Genomic DNA, 14,976 nt, shown 5'->3' with positions numbered 1-14,976 from the left:
AACGTGTTCCTGTTTTCCGGACAGGGCTCCCAGTACTTTCACATGGGCCGGTCCCTGCTCGATGCAGATCCCGCGTACCGGGGTTGGCTGCTCGCGCTCGACGAGATCGCGCGGCCGCTCCTCGACGGCTCGGTGCTCGCCCACGTTCACGATCCAAGCCGGCGCAAGTCAGAGGACTTCCTGGCGCCGAAGCCCAGCAGCGCCGCGATCGTGATGAGCGAGTGCGCCCTCGCGTTTACGCTGATCGAGCGCGGCGTCAAGCCGGATCTCGTGTGTGGGGCCAGCCTCGGCGAGTTCGCAGCTGCAGTCGTCGCCGGTGCCCTGAGCGTGGCCCAGGCCCTGCGCCTCGTGATCGAGCACGCGGCCTGCTTCGAGCGCCACGGCGAGCCCGGCGAGGTCGTCGCCGTGCTCGCGCCTGCGGATCGCTTTCATCGAGACCCGACGCTGCAGGCCAACGCCGAGCTGGTGTTCGCCGACACCAACGAGCACTTCGTGATCGCCGGGACCGCGGGGGGGATGGCCGTCGTGACCCAGCGTCTGAAGTCGTGCTCGATCGCCTACGCCCGGCTGCCCGTCGCCTACGCTGCCCACTCGGCCGGCATCGACGGGGCCCGATCCGCGGTCGCGCGCCTGTTCGACGGTGAACGCCCGCGTCCGCCGAGGATCCCCATGTTGTCCTGCGCGCAGCCGGGCCCGGTGCGGCTCGCCGATCATGCGCACTTCTGGCAGGCCCTGCGCGCGCCGATACGCCTCGGCCGCGTCGTCGACAGCCTTCGCTCCGAACCGTCAGCCGTCGACGAGGGCGCCCTGAACTTCATCGACGTCGGACCCAGCGGCACGATGGCCAACCTCGTCGAGCGCCACCTCGCCGCCCGTGGTTGGAGCGAGGAGTCAGGGGCGCCCACGCCCAGGGTCGCGCGAGTCATGACGCCATTCGGGGGAGAGCTGCGCAGGCTCCACGATGTCACGCAGACCTTCGGAGCTGTAGCGATCAGTCGGACGCGCCCCGCACGACGCAGGCCGTGCACGGCCTGGCTGTTTCCGGGACAAGGCGCCCAGCAGCGGGGCATGGGCCGCGAGCTGTTCGAGCGCTTCGGAGCCCTGACGGCGCTCGCCGACGAGATCCTGGGGTGGAGCGTCGTCGATCTTTGCCTGCATGACCGCGAGGGCCGATTGCGCAACACCGCGTTCACTCAACCGGCGCTCTACGTCGTCAACGCCCTCGCTCACCGGGCGCGGATCGACGATGGCGAGCCCGAGCCCGACTTCCTCGCCGGCCACAGCCTCGGTGAGTACAACGCCCTGCACGCCGCGGGCGTGTTCGACTTTTCGACCGGCCTACGCCTGGTCCGCCAACGCGGCGCGCTGATGGCCCGCGCCGAGGGTGGCGCGATGGCTGCGGTGCTCGGAATGAGCGAGCTTGAGGTTCGCGGCCTCATTGATCGTCACGGGCTCGAGCTCGACATCGCCAACCTCAACGCACCGACCCAAGTCGTCGTCTCGGGTCCACGCGCGGCCGTGCGAACGGCTCAGGCCCGGTTTGAGCGCGAGGGCTGCCACGCCTACGTCATCCTCCCGGTCAGCGGTGCGTTTCACTCGCGTTGGATGCGGCCGGCGGCCGAGCGCTTCGCCGCGCACGTGGCCGAGCTCGAGCTGTTCCGACCGCGGATCCCGGTGATCTCCAACGTCCTCGCCCGACCTCATCCCGACAGCGAGATCGGACGGCTGTTGGTCGAACAGATCGCGCGGCCGGTTCGCTGGACCGAGACGATCACCGGCCTCGTCGAGCGCGGCGTCGAGCGCTTCGAGGAGGTTGGACACGGGACGGTCTTGACCAAGCTCAATGAACACACCCTCGGTCGGAGCCCAGTGAGCGCCGGCCGACATGCCTCGTCCACGACCTTCGCCCCCACCCTTCGCACCACTCACGCACTGGAGCACACATGAAAGTTTCACCCTTGCCCCCCAAGCCGTCGCCCGAGCTCGAGCGCGACGTGACGACCGACGAGACGAGCGAGGTCGCGGTCGATGGCCTCGCAGACGAGGGCGAAGCTGCCGTCGGCGAGCAAGCCAAGGCCAAGACTCCGCTGTTCGACGGTCGCGCGATCGCAGGCGAGCTCCCCGGCGAGCTGCACCGTCCGCCCCCGTCGGCGCCGGTGATGGCCCTGAAGATCCTCGCGCGGACCCTCGCGCTGGCGCTGCTGGTCGCGCTCACGGCCTGGTTGTGGCCGATCTACGCCCTCGCGGCGTGGGCGTGGGGACGGCCTCCAAACGTGCCGCGCTTCGCTCGGGCCGGTCGCTACCTGCGGCTGATCTGGACCTCGCATCCGCCGGCGCCCGGGCTCGGGCTCGGCACGCGGGTGTGGCTGAGCCTCACGGTCATGCGCACGCTCGCGTTCACGCCGGTCTGGGCCCTGGCGTGGTTCCTCGACGAGCTGCTCTACGCTGAACAGCTGCGGGCGACGCCCGTGGTCGCGCCGCTGATCGAGCTCAGCGCGGCCCGCAGCGGCAGCACCCAGCTCGCCCGCTACCTCGAGGAGGATGCCCAGCTCGCCGCGCCGAGCTTGGTTCAGGCCCTGTTCCCGTATCTGTGGCTGTGGCGGCTGGTCCCGCGCACGCTCGGCCGGTTGATCAGCGAGGACCAGGTGCGGACGAAGATCCTGACCCGGATCCCGCCCGAGTTCCTCGAGCGGCACGAGGGCGATCCGTTTCGTACCGACACCTTCGAGGGCGCGGTGTACCTCGCCCACTTCAACCACCTCGCGCTGTACCTTGGGCCCGAGCTGCTCGCCCACGAGTTTGGGCCCGGCGCGCTCCACAATGACAACCGCGAGCTATGGGAGCGCGAGTTCGTCGAGTTCTTCGACACCGTCGCGCGCAAGACCCTGATCCATGCGGGGCTTGGACCCGACGGCCAACCGCGCCGGTTCTTCGTCAAGGGCCACTTCCTCGCCGCCGCCGATGCGCTCGCGGGGCGCTACCCGGACGCGCGGTTCCTGGCGATGATCCGCGAGCCCGGCCCGCGATTGCAAAGCGCGATCAACTTCCTGCACGTCAACGCGGTCGACACGGTGCTCGGGCACGTGCCCTGGCCGTGGGTGGCCGAGGGCGCGCTGGCGTCGGAGCTGAGCTACTGCGAGCACGAGCACGAGTGGTTCACCCGGCCCGGCGGTCCGCACCGCTGCGTGCTGCGCTTCGACGCGTACGTGCGCGATCTCGAGGGCGCGATGACCAGGGTCTACCGCGAGTGCCTCGACAGCCCGACGCTGCCGGACTTCGTCCCGCGCGAGCACCCGCCGCGCGAGCGTAAGCACTACTCGATCAACCGCTCGCTGGCCGAGCTGGGCATCGACGAGGCCGCGCTCGAGGGTCGGCTCGCGGCCTACGTCGCCTGGTGTCGCGGCGGCTGAGTCGCGGGGAAGCAGCGGCGGCGGCCGAGCGCTGCGCGTCCCCGGTCTCGAGTGGGCGCGAGCGCGATGGGTGGATGACTACGCGATCCATGGCCGCGACCTCGAAACCGTTCGCAAAGGCTTGCAGGTGCTCGAGGAAGCACTGAGTGGGCTTGGCCTGCGGCTCTCGTCGACAAAGACCCGCGTGGGCGCTTCGGCGATGCAGGTCTTCACGAACGCGCGCTTGGAGGTGGCGTCGGGTGAGGTGTACGGAGAGGCTGAGCTGGCCCCTGACCAAGCCAACGCCTTCCTGAAGATATGCGACGAGATACTGGACGCACCATGGGCGGCGAGCGTGCGAGACGTCAGCTTCGTCGTGACCCGGCTCAAGCGCCACCCCGAGCTGCTCGATCAGACCCGTTGGGTGAAGGGGGTTCGGTGGATGCCGCACGCGGCCGAACACCTCGCCAGGCTCGCCCGGCACGACGCCTCCTTCCGCGCTGCCCTCGAGGATCAGCTGCCCGCGATCATCGGCACCGCCTGGGCGGGTCAAGCATGGGCGCAGGTCAAGCTCATGGGGGTATGGCCGAGTGCGCCACGGCCGATGCTGCCGCTGCTCCGCACGCACCTCGCCGAGACGATCCAGACGCACCCTGCCACAACACCGACGCTTGCATATTTGCTCGCAGACGAGCTCCCTCTGTCCGAGCTACGAGAGCTGGCGATGTGCTCAAATGACTGGCTCTCCCATCGCGCGCTGTGGCTATGCGCGGGACGGGCGGGGGCGTCTACTTCCTGGCTGGACAAACAGCTGGCACGGTTCGAAGTCCACTCGGTCCTGCGCGCTGCCTGGGAAGCTCGGGGCCACGCGTTGTTCGAGCGTGCTCGAGATGAGGATCCACGCGAGCGGTCACCAGTTTGAACTCACGCCGCCGGGCACATCTGGAGCCGCTCCTGCCGTTTCCACGCGGCGCTCGCGGTCTGCTCGAACTGCTGTGCGCCCGCGCTCGCGCAGCCGCTCGAATTCGATCGCCACTGCGCAAACATGCCCCTCACGCCCGCAGGTGGGGCGCAAGTGGCGGACAGTTGGCAACTCTCGATCCGCGACTTTCGTGCGTTGGCGAGGTGGTTCGACGCATACTGGCGGCCCCGGCCTCGACTCGATGGCCGCTGCGGAGCACTCGAGCATGCGATCACTGCGCTACCTGACCTTCACCTGCCTTCTCACCCTGCCCCTTGGCTGCGCCGATCGGGGCGTCATCGAGGCCTCGTCCGAGGCCACCGATGACACCTCCGCGGAGACCTTCGATACCTTCGACACCGGGGAGACCGACGACACCGTTGGCACGACGACCACCGGCGACGGCGACGGCGACGGCGACGGCGACGGCGATCCCGGCGATGGTGACGGCGATGGCGACGGCGACACAACCGGCGACGGCGACGGCGACGGCGATGGCGATGGCGACGGCGACGGAGACGGGGATGGCGACGGCGACGGGGACGGTGATGGGGACGGCGATGGCGACGGCGACGGCGACGGCGACGGCGACGGCGACGGCCTGATCAACCTCGGCGACTTCTCGATCCGCGCGACCGAGACCTCGGTCATGGAGTACGCCGCGTTCCTCGACGCGAACGTCGGGCTGGAGGTGCTGCCCCCAACGTGCTCGTGGAAGGACAGCTTCGTTCCGGACTCCTGGGTGGGCCAAGGCAACGGCGATCCAAACTTGCCGGTTGGCGGCGTGGACTGGTGCGACGCCTGGGCCTACTGTGACTGGTCCGGCGAGCACCTTTGCGGTCTCGTCGGCGGCCAAGCTGCCGGGCTGGCTGACGTCAACAACGCGAACACCAACGAGTGGTACCGGGCCTGCTCGATGGACGGCGCGATGACCTATCCCTACGCGGATGCCTATCAGGCGATGGCCTGCAACGGGATGGAGTTCGGGCTGGGTGAGCTCGCGCCGGTCGGGACGATCGACACCTGCGAAGGCGGGGCGCCGGGCCTGTTCGACATGAGCGGCAACGTGTGGGAGTGGACCAGCGCGTGCGGGACCATGCAGAACGTCGATGACGCCGACCAGGACTGCCGTCGCCGCGGGGGCTCGTACTTCTCGGTCCCGAGTGACCTGCGGTGTGCGATCGACTCGAAGCGGCCTCGCAACACGCGGAACTCGAGCACCGGCTTCCGCTGCTGCGCGACGAACTGACCGCCGAGGTCTGAACGACGAAGCGCTGACGCGCGCCGCCCCCGTCTGACCCAGGCGTGGGGCGGCCGGTCGATTTTCGTCGTACGCCGGGATCTGAAATCGGCTCAAATCCCGGAATGCATACCCACTACCTTGGCTCACGGGTGGCGACGGCCACCCTGCTCGCTTCGCTGACGATCGCCTGTGCCGACGACACCACCGTCGTCGCGTCCACCTCCGACACTGGCTCCGACTCATCATCGACGTGGTGGATGAGTTGGTGTTTGAACGGGAAAACTTGCGGACCTGAGAGACGCAAGGGCGAAGACCCTGCGCGTTGCCGCGACCCCAACTTTCAGTAGCTTTTCTCCAAGTTCACCCACGCAGTGTTTTCACACGTGCTCTCCGCTTCACCAACCTACCGGCCGCCACCGCAAGCGGTCGTCGACGAGTACGTCACACAGGCTGGCCACCGCACACGGTGGGCATCGGTGACATACACGCTGCCGAACGGTCAAATGGCCGAAGTCTTCCTGGTTGCCGACGACGCAGATCGTGCGAACGCATACATATATGTAGAAGGCGAGGCCCTCGTACACGCGAGCTACGACGATGCCACCGGCCTCTCAAACTGGTCATCATCGGCCCCCGGGAGCCGACGCGCTGGCTCGAGCGGCCCTGGTTGAACTCTCAGACGAAGCTGGTCACGAACTGCTGGACGCGTTCGCCGGTGAGTCTCAGGCCTTCAAGTGCAGCGACTTCGGCAAGGGTGTCCTGCGTGCCGGCAAATACATATATGTGGGGTTGGTGGCGGCGAACGTCGCGGCGTGCTGTGGGACAGCCGTAGGTTGTCCCGTGTGCGGTGTCGCGGGTGCCGTCGCAACGGCCGTCGGGACGGATCTACTCGAGGGGTATTGCGAGTGACAGCCGGTCGAGAGTCCCAGGACCTGTCCCCGGCCGAGTCAGGTCGCTCGAGGCTGTTTCCCTTGCAGAGGCGAGACGCCGGCATCCATGAGCTCGTGGTACTTTGGAATGTGGCCCTTGTCGTCGTCGTGGCGTACCTGGACCTGTCACCGCTGACCGCTGGCGCGGTGGCAGGGGTGCTGAGCCTGGGATTCAGCGCAATCGTCGAGCTGGTGCTTCGTCGTCGCCGCCGAGAGCTCGGCTGAGTCCATGAGCTGCTGGCTCGGCGCCGAGCCCGGTCAGCTTGGTGCGTGGCAGGGAGTTCCAGGCAACTCGGGCAACTCGGGCAACTCGGCAGTCCGGCGCAGGCGATGCGGCGGGCCTCCGCACCCGCGAGCGCTAGCCTGCGCGCATGTCCTCCACGATCCCGCGCACTCGAGCCGCGCGCGTCACCTTCGGGTTGTTCCTGGGTGCCTCGGCGCTCCTGCTCGCGGCTGTGATCTGGCCGATCTGGAAGCCCTTGTTTCTGGCTGCGGTCCTGGCCGCCGCGCTGTCGCCCGCCAACGAATGGCTGGCGCGCAAGCTCGGTGACCGACGCAAGCTCGCGACAACGATCACCACGCTCTTGGTCGTCATCATGCTGATGATCCCGCTCACGATCATCGGCGTGGTGATCGCGGGCGAGGCGATCGATGCCTACATGTTTCTGCGCGCGACCCTCGAGCAAGGTGGCGTGTCGGGGCTCGCCGATGGGTTGTTCGCGCGGCTGCCCGACTGGATGGAGCAGCCGATCCGCGAGGTGTTCGTGCTGATACCGCAGGGAGCCGACCTTGGGGATCATGCGATGGCGAGCGGGAAGGTCGCCGCCAACGTGCTCGGCTCGGTGCTCTCGCAGGCCAGCAGCCTCACCTTCGATCTGGTCCTGACGCTGATCGCCCTGCACACGCTGCTGCTGCACGGAAAGCGGCTGGTGAGGTGGCTCGAGCAAATCTCGCCGCTGCCCGAGACCGGTGAGTTGCTGACCGAGTCGCGGCGGGTGTCTGGCTTCGCGCTCCGTTCGAGCTTCGTGACCGCGCTGCTCCAGGGTCTCGTGGCCATGCTCGGGTTTGCGATCGCGTCGGTGCCCAACCCAATGTTTTTCGGCGTGCTCACGTTCTTCACGGCGTTCATCCCGTCGGTTGGCACCGCGCTGGTGACCTTCCCCATGGTCGGCTTGCTGATCTTGTCGGGCTCGGTGTGGCAGCCGATCTTCCTGGCGATCTGGTCGCTGGTGGCGATCGGGCTGATCGACAATCTGGTCCACCCATGGCTGATCCGCGACGGCATGCACCTCAACGGAGTGGCGATCTTCTTCGCGCTCGTTGGTGGATTGCTGATGTTCGGTGGCATTGGGTTGATCATCGGGCCGCTGGCGCTCGCGTTCTTTCTTGCGATGATCCGGTTCGCCCGGCGTGACCTGAAGACTGGCGTTGAGACAGCCCCATGATCGAGTCAAGCTCGCTGCAACCGCTGCCCCAGCCACGCGAGAAACCCCGACGCGCGCTCGAACGGAAAGAAGTGGCCCCCATCAAATTCCATGCGCTGTACGCCCGCGCACGTCAGCTCCTGCCACCCGTCGAGCTTGGCCGCGTCGATCAGCAAGCGCGGCGGCAGGCCACGCGCGTCGAGCAGTCGTGCGATCTCGAAGGCGATCACGGCGCCCAGACTGTGACCAAACAAGATCGACGGTCGCGTGGCCAGGGTGCACAGCGCTTCGACGGCCTGGTGGGCGAGGATGTGGACGTCGGCCCGTTGTGGCGGCTGTTGTGGCGCCTGTTGTGGCGGGTCACAGCCGGGTCGACGCAGGGGGCACAGACTCACGGATCGCGGCAGGGCCGTGGCCCAGTCGGCGAACGCGGCTGGGCCCCCGCCCGCGTGGGCGCAGCAGATCAGCCGCGAGCGGGTCGCCAAGCCCTCGAAGCCAGGATCCGGTAGCCAGGATGACGTGTTCATGCTCAGTACTCGATCAGCTCCACGCCGCCGCGGGGATCTGGAAACCCGGCGAGGCAGGTGATGCGCTCGGGTCCATCGGATCGGGCCTCGCGAACCTCCCAGCGGTAGCCAGGCGCGCGCGCTTGCTCGGCGAGCTCGACGAGCTCGGCGGGGGTGTAGGTCCGCATGATCGTCGCAAAGCTGTCCCACGCCCACATCGCGGGGATCACTGGAATCGCGGTCAACACCGGGCGCCACCAGCGACGCGGCGCGGTCCAGTGAGCAAGGAGCGGCGAGAGGCCGACCAAGCCCATCGGCGGGACCAGGCTCCGCAACATCGCCCGGCGCTGAAACTCGAACACCGCGAGCGCGCGCGCGCTGCCGCTGGCGCTGCGCAACATCGCAACCGCCTGGGCCGGACGAAAGTGGTGAAAGGCACCAAACACGGTCCGCAGACCCGCGAGCTCGGCCGGCACCGCGAGCGCGTCGACGGGCTGCTCGCGGTAGCGGACGCGGGCCCGCAGCTCGGGGCCCAGCGCGTCGAGGCTGCCGGGCTTGGGAAAGCGATCGCTGAGCTCGGCGCGCAGCTCGGGCATCTGCTGCGCGACGGCGTGGACGATCCGCGGGACCGGGCCACCCGAGCCCGAGCACAGATCCAGGATCGTCCGCTCGCCAGTGCGATCGAGCAGGTCCTCGATGTGGGGGACCGCGTTGCGCCAGAACCCCGTGAAGCTCCACGCCGCGTTGACGCAGTCGGTCAGGGCTTCGCGCAGCGGCGCGGGGCACCAGGCTTGATCGTGAAACTCGAACAGGTGCAGGCGGGGCAGCAGCGTGGTCATGGTGTGGCCTCTGGAGCGAGCGGACGATCGGGGGCAGCGACGGGGGCGACGAGCTGCACGGGCACGCCCCCCTTGGCGCACAAGGTGATGGCCCGGCGGGCGACCGCGGGCTGATAGCCAGGCTCGACGCGCAACGACGCGTGGTTGAGCAGCTCGGACAGCACGATCTTCATCTCGAAGCTGGCGAAGGCCCCACGCAGCGGCGTGGGCTCGCCGATCCCCAACAGGGCGTAGCGGCGCGGGTCCGCGCCGACGCGGTGGCATGTGCCCAGCGGGCGCGGGTCGACGCGGCGGCGTAATCAATCACCCGATCGATCCCCTGACCCAAGAAGGTTTGCTCGAGCGGGCCGAGCGCGACGCGTAGTCGGGGATCGCCGGCATTAGGATCTGCCCGTGGACCTCGGACAGGGCGATCGCGTGGGCAAGGGTTGGGTCGAGGTCGTCATCGGCATCGGCGGGCGCGAACGCGGCTCGGCGAGGGCCTCGCTGTCGCGTTGGTGGATCGTGGTGATGGTCTGAAAGCTTGGCCCAAGTTCGTGCTCGCCGGTTCGGACGCACTGCGCATAGAAGGCGCCGCAGTCGAGGGTGTCGGTGCAGCGCTGGCGCAGCGCCGCGACTAGCTGGGGCCAGACGTCTCGTGGATCACCGCGCCCGGATGCGGACCCTCGCCGCGAGCTGGCGCCACGCGTGGGTGATCGTCACCACGCCCACGCGCTCGTCGATCGCCTGGTTCATCGTGTTGGAGCGGCGATGACGTCATTTGACGGCGCCCGTTCGCATCGTGATTGCGCCGCGCGTCCACCCGCTGGGCCGAGCAGCACGGCGACATCGTCCAGATGCAGATGCTCGGCACGTCCGGCTACCTGTTGTTCGATCCGGCCCTCGTCCACGAGCTCTTGGTCCGGCGGGCCTCGAGCTATCGCAAGCCGGGACTGACCCGCGGCATGTCGTGCGTGATCGGGGACAGCATCGTGACCTTGTCGGGCCAGCCGTGGGCCGCTCGTCGGCGGCTCCTCGCGCCGGCCCTGCGCAAGGGCGGCGTGTCTCGCTACTCCAGCGTCATCGTTGCCCAGGCCCGGGCCTACGCCCAGCGCTGGGCCACCGGTCCTCGCTTCGATCTGCACGCCCAGATGCTCGACTTCATGTTCGACGTGCTCATCGACGTCTTGACCGCCGCCCCGCTCGGCCCCGCCCGCGAGCAGCTTCGCCGCGGCTTCGAGGTGTTCTGGGACGACTTCTCATCCCGCGAATTCATGCTGCTCACCCTGCTGTTCGACGGCCAGCCCTACCGCCGGGTCACGACCCCTCGCCGCAAACGCCAGCTCCGACTGCTCGCGGACTTTGATCGCATCATCGCCAATCTCGCCACCGAGGCCCGCGCCCACCCCCGCGACGACCTGCTCTCGGAGCTGGTCCGCGGCTGGGACAGCCAAGGTCAACTGGGTGACCAGCAGCTGCGCGAAGACATCACCACCTTGATCCTCGCCGCCCAAGAGACCACCGCCATGGGCCTCACAATGGCCCTCGACCTGCTCATGCGCCACCGCGACGTCGGCGAGCGCCTCGCCAACGAGCTCGACGCCGTGCTTGGCGAGCGCCCGCCAACCGTTGACGATCTCGCCAACCTGCCGTTCTTGGAGGCGGTGGTGCACGAGTCGCTGCGGCTGATACCGCCGATCTGGGGCGTCGCCCGCGAGGCGACCGAGCCGACCGAGATCGGAGGATATCGGGTTGAGGCGGGCACGAATGTGATCGCCTCGGCGTGGGTGATTCAGCGCTCGGTTCGCTGGTGGGGGGACGATGCGCTCGAGTTCCGGCCGGAGCGCTGGTTGGGGGAGCGTGAGCGGGTGCGGTTTGCGTGGTTTCCGTTTGGGGCGGGGCCGCATCTTTGTATTGGGATGCGGTTTGCGTTGATTGAGATGTCGCTTGCGCTTGCTTGCTGGGCTCGGGAGCTGCGGTTTGAGGTGCTTGGGCCGGCTCCTGGGTTGACGTCGGTGTTGACGACTCGACCGACTCGTGCGGTCGAGGTGCGGGCGAGCGCGCGCTAGCGGGACCTTGCGGGCTGGGCACTTCAGCAATATGTTGCCCGCAGTCATCAACGAACACGAAGCGAGAATTCCGCTGATCGGACTCATCGATCTCATGCACCGAGATGGGGCCCGGGACTACGAGGTCGCGTCGTCGTCGTCGTCGTCGTCGTCGTCGTCGTCTTCGTCGTCTATCATATCGCTGAGTATCGAGTGCCCTGTGATCGTCTCGAAATATTCCGCTGGGCCCCAGATCGGGCGCAGTTGGTTCAGCGTCAGCATCGCCTTCTTGATGCCACAGATAGTGCCTGGCGTGATGACACCCCCCTTGTAGGCCGCGCGGACCGAGGCAGGATGCAGGAGCGCCTCCTTCAGAGCGGCCCCATCGAAGGTGATCACCTCGTGAAACGACTCGAAGTTTTGCGCATTGAACCCATCCGTGAGTTCGTGTGCACCCAGTAAAATGCCCAAGCTCCGCATTCGATCAGCCGCCTCGTGGTTGAGGCTGTCGTCATCATTCGACAGGTCTTTGTAGAGAGAAGCATCCAGATGGCTAATCAGGCAGACGGGCCGTTCGGGGTCGAAGGTGGGGTAGAGCGCGAGGTTGATGTCGAACAGGCGCAGGGCTCCCTCGAACCGAAAGCTCCCCGTCACGCTCAACCAGCGGTGTTGATCCACGAGCTGTTCGAGGGTCGCTCGCCCAAGGTTATCGATTGTTTGAACTACATCGAGGCGCAACTCGTCAACGAGTTTGTCGCCATCAAAGCAGAGTCGCGCCGCGCCACCGTAGCCCCGAAAGCCGAACTCGTACCGCTCAGTGAGCAGATCGATGGCGTCAGCCAGCATGGTGCAACCGTCGTTCATGGGGACGCTGGCGGTGACCAATGCAGTTTTCAGATAGTCGGACATCGCTTTTCCAAAACAGTTGCTCACTGTGCAGGCGGACTAGCCGCGACCGACGGTTGGCGCGAAAAAGGGGAACAGCACGTAGCCTGCGATCGAGAGCTTTACTTCTTCGGCACGAGGGCCGGCGAGGCTGCAAGCTCGTTCGTAGCTCATCAACTTGGAAGATACAACCACAGACAGGTAACCTCGTTTTGGATCGTTTGCGATTCGCTTGACCGCGACCTCGGCGTTGCGAAGCGTCGGCACAGGGGCGCGGCTGTGGTTCTCCTCATCGTAGATCGAGATGCCGAACCCGCCGGCTTCACACAGGCGAAGTTGCATCGATGTCAAGTTTTGCGCTGCTTCAGCAAGCTGCAATCGGAGGTTGAACGCCCTGAACAATTCGTTATAGCTGATCGTCCACTGGCCATCTGGCCCAGTGAACACGTTGAAATAGACCTCGGCTGCGTCGGTGCGTCCAAGTCCTTCGATCAGGACTTGTGATACGCATTCGATCCCGATGCCCCACCAGTCAGTCGCAGCCAGCGTGGCATCAGCCAGAGAGTTGACGAAGGAAAAATCGAAGCCCTCGACCGTCGGCCAGCCGTTGTGGGGATAGAGCTGAATTATCGAACCAGTGAAGGTCATCCTACATTCGGAGATGACCTCATCGAGTTGCGTGATGATGTCAGCCAGTCCGAGGCGAGTGGTCGAAAACCTTGCTTCGAATGAAACACTCATAATTTCAGATCCTCACGACGCGGATCGCTTGGCCAGCGACCTCCCCGAGTCGTTTGATTTGGTTGCAGAGGAAGTCTCCGCCTCCGCTGGCCGGAACTTTGTAGACCAGGCCGCTTGCGTTGCCTTGTTTGACAGCCTGAATGTTGCGCCCGAGTTGTTTCGCGTCCCGCGTGCTCAGCTCTGACTTGAACTTGACCTCGACCATGTGCGGAGGGCCTCCGTTGGGGTCGTCGTGGAGTTGGTCCCCCTCTCGCTCGATGCCGCACTCTGAACACACCCAAAACACCTTTTCCTCGTGAGGCTCTTGGCTCAACTGTCCGCTCCGTGTGAGGTCGCCGGTCGCCTTGTTGTGCGCGGCGGCAGCCGCCTCGAATCGTATGCCCTCGAGTGGGTGCGACGCTGCTTCGTCGATCTTCTGGCTCATCCGCTTTTTCCCGCAGGCCTCGCGGTGAACCCAGGTGTGGTTGAATGAGCTGGTACACTCCGTTGTAGTATTACCGGCCTGCTCGGGATACATCATCGCTTGTGCGAGTTGCATGATACCTGCGACCGTAGCTGCGTTTGGCGGACTGCCGCTCGGCCCACAATTGTTAACCATGGGATCACTCAACAATTGGATGCTCTTGCCCTCCGCCTTGACATCCAGCGAACCCGGGCCAACAAATTTCGCCGGCCCATCTGTGTTGGCCGAGACCACACCCCCGCCGGTACCCTTGGACGCCGCGTCGCCTTGGGATCCGAAGCTCGCACCCTTGACCGCGATCGTCTTGCCCTCGATCTTCACGTCTTTGGTGAAGCCCTTTGGCTTCGTCCCGCTCTTGGCAATATTGGGCAGTGGCGTGGGCACGAAGGGCGCCGGCGGACCCGGCATCTTGCAGACGTTGGGGAGGGTCGCGGCCGCGATGCCGTTGCTGCCCGCGGTCACGGGGGTCTTGGGAGAATTAACGCTGACGCTGGACATGGGTTCGTGCGCTCCAGTTTAGCTAGATGGTGCCTGCAAGACGAGCGCGCTTCGCAGGCCGCCGAGTGATCCGGCCCAGGCCATCGCTAGCGGCCCGCTCGCGTAGCCTCGGGCCCACGCCCGCACAGCGAGGATCGACAGCAAGGAGCCCGTCGCGGCGCCGGTGTCCCCCCACGCGCTGGTCGGCGCGATGTAGCGGGTCCCGTCGACGAGCCGGGCGTGGGTGTGCAACATCGTGAACGCCCACTCCTCGCTGCGATAGCGCTCACCGTTGATGTCGCACAATACATCGTTGATCCGCTCGTGGGGTGTCTGTAGACCGCGAGTCGCGGTGTTGATCGCGTCGGCGAGGGCGGTGCCAGGAGTGGGCGGGGTGACGTTGGAACGATCGGCTGCCATCGTCGAATGCCAGCCTCGCACCGTGGCGAGTGAGGGGAGCCCGAGCGCGCGCAGGGCCATGGCGCTGCCGACAGCGGTGAACGCGGCCGCTTCACCAGGAATGAAGCCCGCCCGCGAGTTGCCGGCGAGCAGCCTGCGCTTGTCGAGCCAGTTGAGCACAGGGCCATCGAAGTAGCTGTCGACGCCACCCACGATGCAAAGCTCGAGCGCGCCGGCTTCGATCTGTTGCGTGGCGAGCCCGAGCGCATGCAGGGCGCCCGCGTGGCCTTGGCCGACCACCTGTACGTGAGGCGCTGCTACGCCCGGCGCTTGTGTGGTGGCGAGGCCATGTGCCACCGCGTGGCTATCGTCAGTGGTCCAGCCAGGTCGCGGCTCTGGCAGCGCCAGCAACACGGCCACGGAACCGTTGATCTGCGTGTTCGCGCTGAGCTTGTCGAACACCTCCGTGAGCGCGGAGCGGCTGAGCGCGAGCAGCCGCTGCGTGCCATTGAGCGCGGGGTCGAGCTGGGCGTCGATGCAGCCGTGGACCGGTTCGCCGTGGCGATCGAGCAGCACGGGGTGTTCGGTGATACGCGAGATGCCAGCCCGGACGGCGGCGGCGGAGGTCTCGGCCAACAGACCAACCGGCGTTCGGGCTCCGATCGCGCAAACGTGCGCTGTTGTCGTCATGAG

The 14,976-nt window shown here is 66.8% G+C and carries 15 protein-coding genes; 7 read left to right on the top strand and 8 right to left on the bottom strand.

Annotated features, from left to right (window positions below; genetic code table 11):
• Positions 1-3 precede the first annotated feature (3 nt).
• The 6 genes from fabD (at position 4) to DB30_RS01195 (ending at position 7,967) form a co-directional block, all read left to right on the top strand.
• Positions 4-1,947 (top strand): ACP S-malonyltransferase, encoded by a 1,944-nt coding sequence (gene fabD, locus DB30_RS01220; protein WP_052546091.1) that lies wholly within the window; start codon positions 4-6, stop codon positions 1,945-1,947.
• Positions 1,944-3,410, top strand: coding sequence for a sulfotransferase family protein (locus DB30_RS01215; RefSeq protein WP_052546090.1), 1,467 nt, complete (start codon positions 1,944-1,946; stop codon positions 3,408-3,410). The genes fabD and DB30_RS01215 overlap by 4 nt, the downstream gene beginning before the upstream one ends.
• A gap of 70 nt (positions 3,411-3,480) precedes the next feature.
• Positions 3,481-4,311, top strand: a complete 831-nt coding sequence (locus DB30_RS01210; protein ID WP_052546089.1) for a hypothetical protein — start codon at positions 3,481-3,483, stop codon at positions 4,309-4,311.
• Positions 4,312-4,576: 265 nt separating this feature from the next.
• Positions 4,577-5,599, top strand: coding sequence for a formylglycine-generating enzyme family protein (locus tag DB30_RS01205; RefSeq protein WP_165703580.1), 1,023 nt, complete (start codon positions 4,577-4,579; stop codon positions 5,597-5,599).
• Between the two features lie 965 nt (positions 5,600-6,564).
• Positions 6,565-6,747: a hypothetical protein gene (locus DB30_RS01200; RefSeq protein ID WP_146657795.1), complete on the top strand. Its 183-nt coding sequence runs from the start codon at positions 6,565-6,567 to the stop codon at positions 6,745-6,747.
• A 146-nt stretch (positions 6,748-6,893) separates the two neighbouring features.
• On the top strand, positions 6,894-7,967 hold the full coding sequence (locus DB30_RS01195) for an AI-2E family transporter (protein ID WP_052546086.1): 1,074 nt from the start codon (positions 6,894-6,896) through the stop codon (positions 7,965-7,967).
• Between the two features lie 5 nt (positions 7,968-7,972).
• Here DB30_RS01195 and DB30_RS01190 read toward each other — a convergent pair whose 3' ends face one another.
• The 4 genes from DB30_RS01190 to DB30_RS42985 all read right to left on the bottom strand — a co-directional run bounded on the left by DB30_RS01190 (position 7,973) and on the right by DB30_RS42985 (position 9,899).
• Entirely contained in the window at positions 7,973-8,473 is a 501-nt protein-coding gene (locus DB30_RS01190) for a thioesterase II family protein (protein ID WP_052546085.1), read from the bottom strand.
• Between the two features lie 2 nt (positions 8,474-8,475).
• Complete coding sequence (locus DB30_RS01185; RefSeq protein ID WP_052546084.1) at positions 8,476-9,291, bottom strand: hypothetical protein; 816 nt, start codon at positions 9,289-9,291, stop codon at positions 8,476-8,478.
• On the bottom strand, positions 9,288-9,515 hold the full coding sequence (locus DB30_RS01180; RefSeq protein WP_052546083.1) for a hypothetical protein: 228 nt from the start codon (positions 9,513-9,515) through the stop codon (positions 9,288-9,290). The genes DB30_RS01185 and DB30_RS01180 overlap by 4 nt, the downstream gene beginning before the upstream one ends.
• 156 nt (positions 9,516-9,671) lie before the next feature.
• Positions 9,672-9,899 carry a polyketide synthase dehydratase domain-containing protein gene (locus tag DB30_RS42985; RefSeq protein ID WP_420870621.1) on the bottom strand — a complete coding sequence of 76 codons (228 nt, stop codon included), beginning with the start codon at positions 9,897-9,899 and terminating at the stop codon, positions 9,672-9,674.
• Between the two features lie 177 nt (positions 9,900-10,076).
• Here DB30_RS42985 and DB30_RS01175 point away from each other — a divergent pair, with 177 nt between their 5' ends.
• Positions 10,077-11,339 carry a cytochrome P450 gene (locus DB30_RS01175; RefSeq protein ID WP_052546082.1) on the top strand — a complete coding sequence of 421 codons (1,263 nt, stop codon included), beginning with the start codon at positions 10,077-10,079 and terminating at the stop codon, positions 11,337-11,339.
• A 117-nt stretch (positions 11,340-11,456) separates the two neighbouring features.
• On the opposite strand, the gene DB30_RS01170 is transcribed toward DB30_RS01175, so the two are convergent.
• The 4 genes from DB30_RS01170 to DB30_RS01155 are packed head-to-tail and all read right to left on the bottom strand — an operon-like array spanning position 11,457 to position 14,973.
• On the bottom strand, positions 11,457-12,227 hold the full coding sequence (locus tag DB30_RS01170; protein ID WP_146657794.1) for a hypothetical protein: 771 nt from the start codon (positions 12,225-12,227) through the stop codon (positions 11,457-11,459).
• 36 nt (positions 12,228-12,263) lie between these two features.
• Positions 12,264-12,944 carry a hypothetical protein gene (locus DB30_RS01165; RefSeq protein ID WP_146657793.1) on the bottom strand — a complete coding sequence of 227 codons (681 nt, stop codon included), beginning with the start codon at positions 12,942-12,944 and terminating at the stop codon, positions 12,264-12,266.
• Between the two features lie 4 nt (positions 12,945-12,948).
• Entirely contained in the window at positions 12,949-13,905 is a 957-nt protein-coding gene (locus tag DB30_RS01160; protein WP_146657792.1) for a PAAR-like domain-containing protein, read from the bottom strand.
• Between the two features lie 18 nt (positions 13,906-13,923).
• Complete coding sequence (locus DB30_RS01155) at positions 13,924-14,973, bottom strand: hypothetical protein (protein ID WP_052546078.1); 1,050 nt, start codon at positions 14,971-14,973, stop codon at positions 13,924-13,926.
• Between the last annotated feature and the right edge of the window lie 3 nt (positions 14,974-14,976).

The organism is Enhygromyxa salina, assembly GCF_000737335.2.
Classification (GTDB): Bacteria; Myxococcota_A; Polyangia; order Nannocystales; family Nannocystaceae; genus Plesiocystis; species Plesiocystis salina_C.
The sequence above is the reverse complement of the archived record's forward strand: the minus strand, read 5'-3'. Positions and strand labels throughout refer to the sequence as shown.

Coding starts and splice junctions, on each gene's coding strand:
- DB30_RS01160 (WP_146657792.1), bottom strand. CDS start 13,905: ATGTCCAGCGTCAGCGTTAATTCTCCCAAGACCCCCGTGACCGCGGGC.
- DB30_RS01165 (WP_146657793.1), bottom strand. CDS start 12,944: ATGAGTGTTTCATTCGAAGCAAGGTTTTCGACCACTCGCCTCGGACTG.
- DB30_RS01195 (WP_052546086.1), top strand. CDS start 6,894: ATGTCCTCCACGATCCCGCGCACTCGAGCCGCGCGCGTCACCTTCGGG.
- DB30_RS01215 (WP_052546090.1), top strand. CDS start 1,944: ATGAAAGTTTCACCCTTGCCCCCCAAGCCGTCGCCCGAGCTCGAGCGC.
- DB30_RS01185 (WP_052546084.1), bottom strand. CDS start 9,291: ATGACCACGCTGCTGCCCCGCCTGCACCTGTTCGAGTTTCACGATCAA.
- DB30_RS01170 (WP_146657794.1), bottom strand. CDS start 12,227: ATGTCCGACTATCTGAAAACTGCATTGGTCACCGCCAGCGTCCCCATG.
- DB30_RS01205 (WP_165703580.1), top strand. CDS start 4,577: ATGCGATCACTGCGCTACCTGACCTTCACCTGCCTTCTCACCCTGCCC.
- DB30_RS01190 (WP_052546085.1), bottom strand. CDS start 8,473: ATGAACACGTCATCCTGGCTACCGGATCCTGGCTTCGAGGGCTTGGCG.
- DB30_RS01155 (WP_052546078.1), bottom strand. CDS start 14,973: ATGACGACAACAGCGCACGTTTGCGCGATCGGAGCCCGAACGCCGGTT.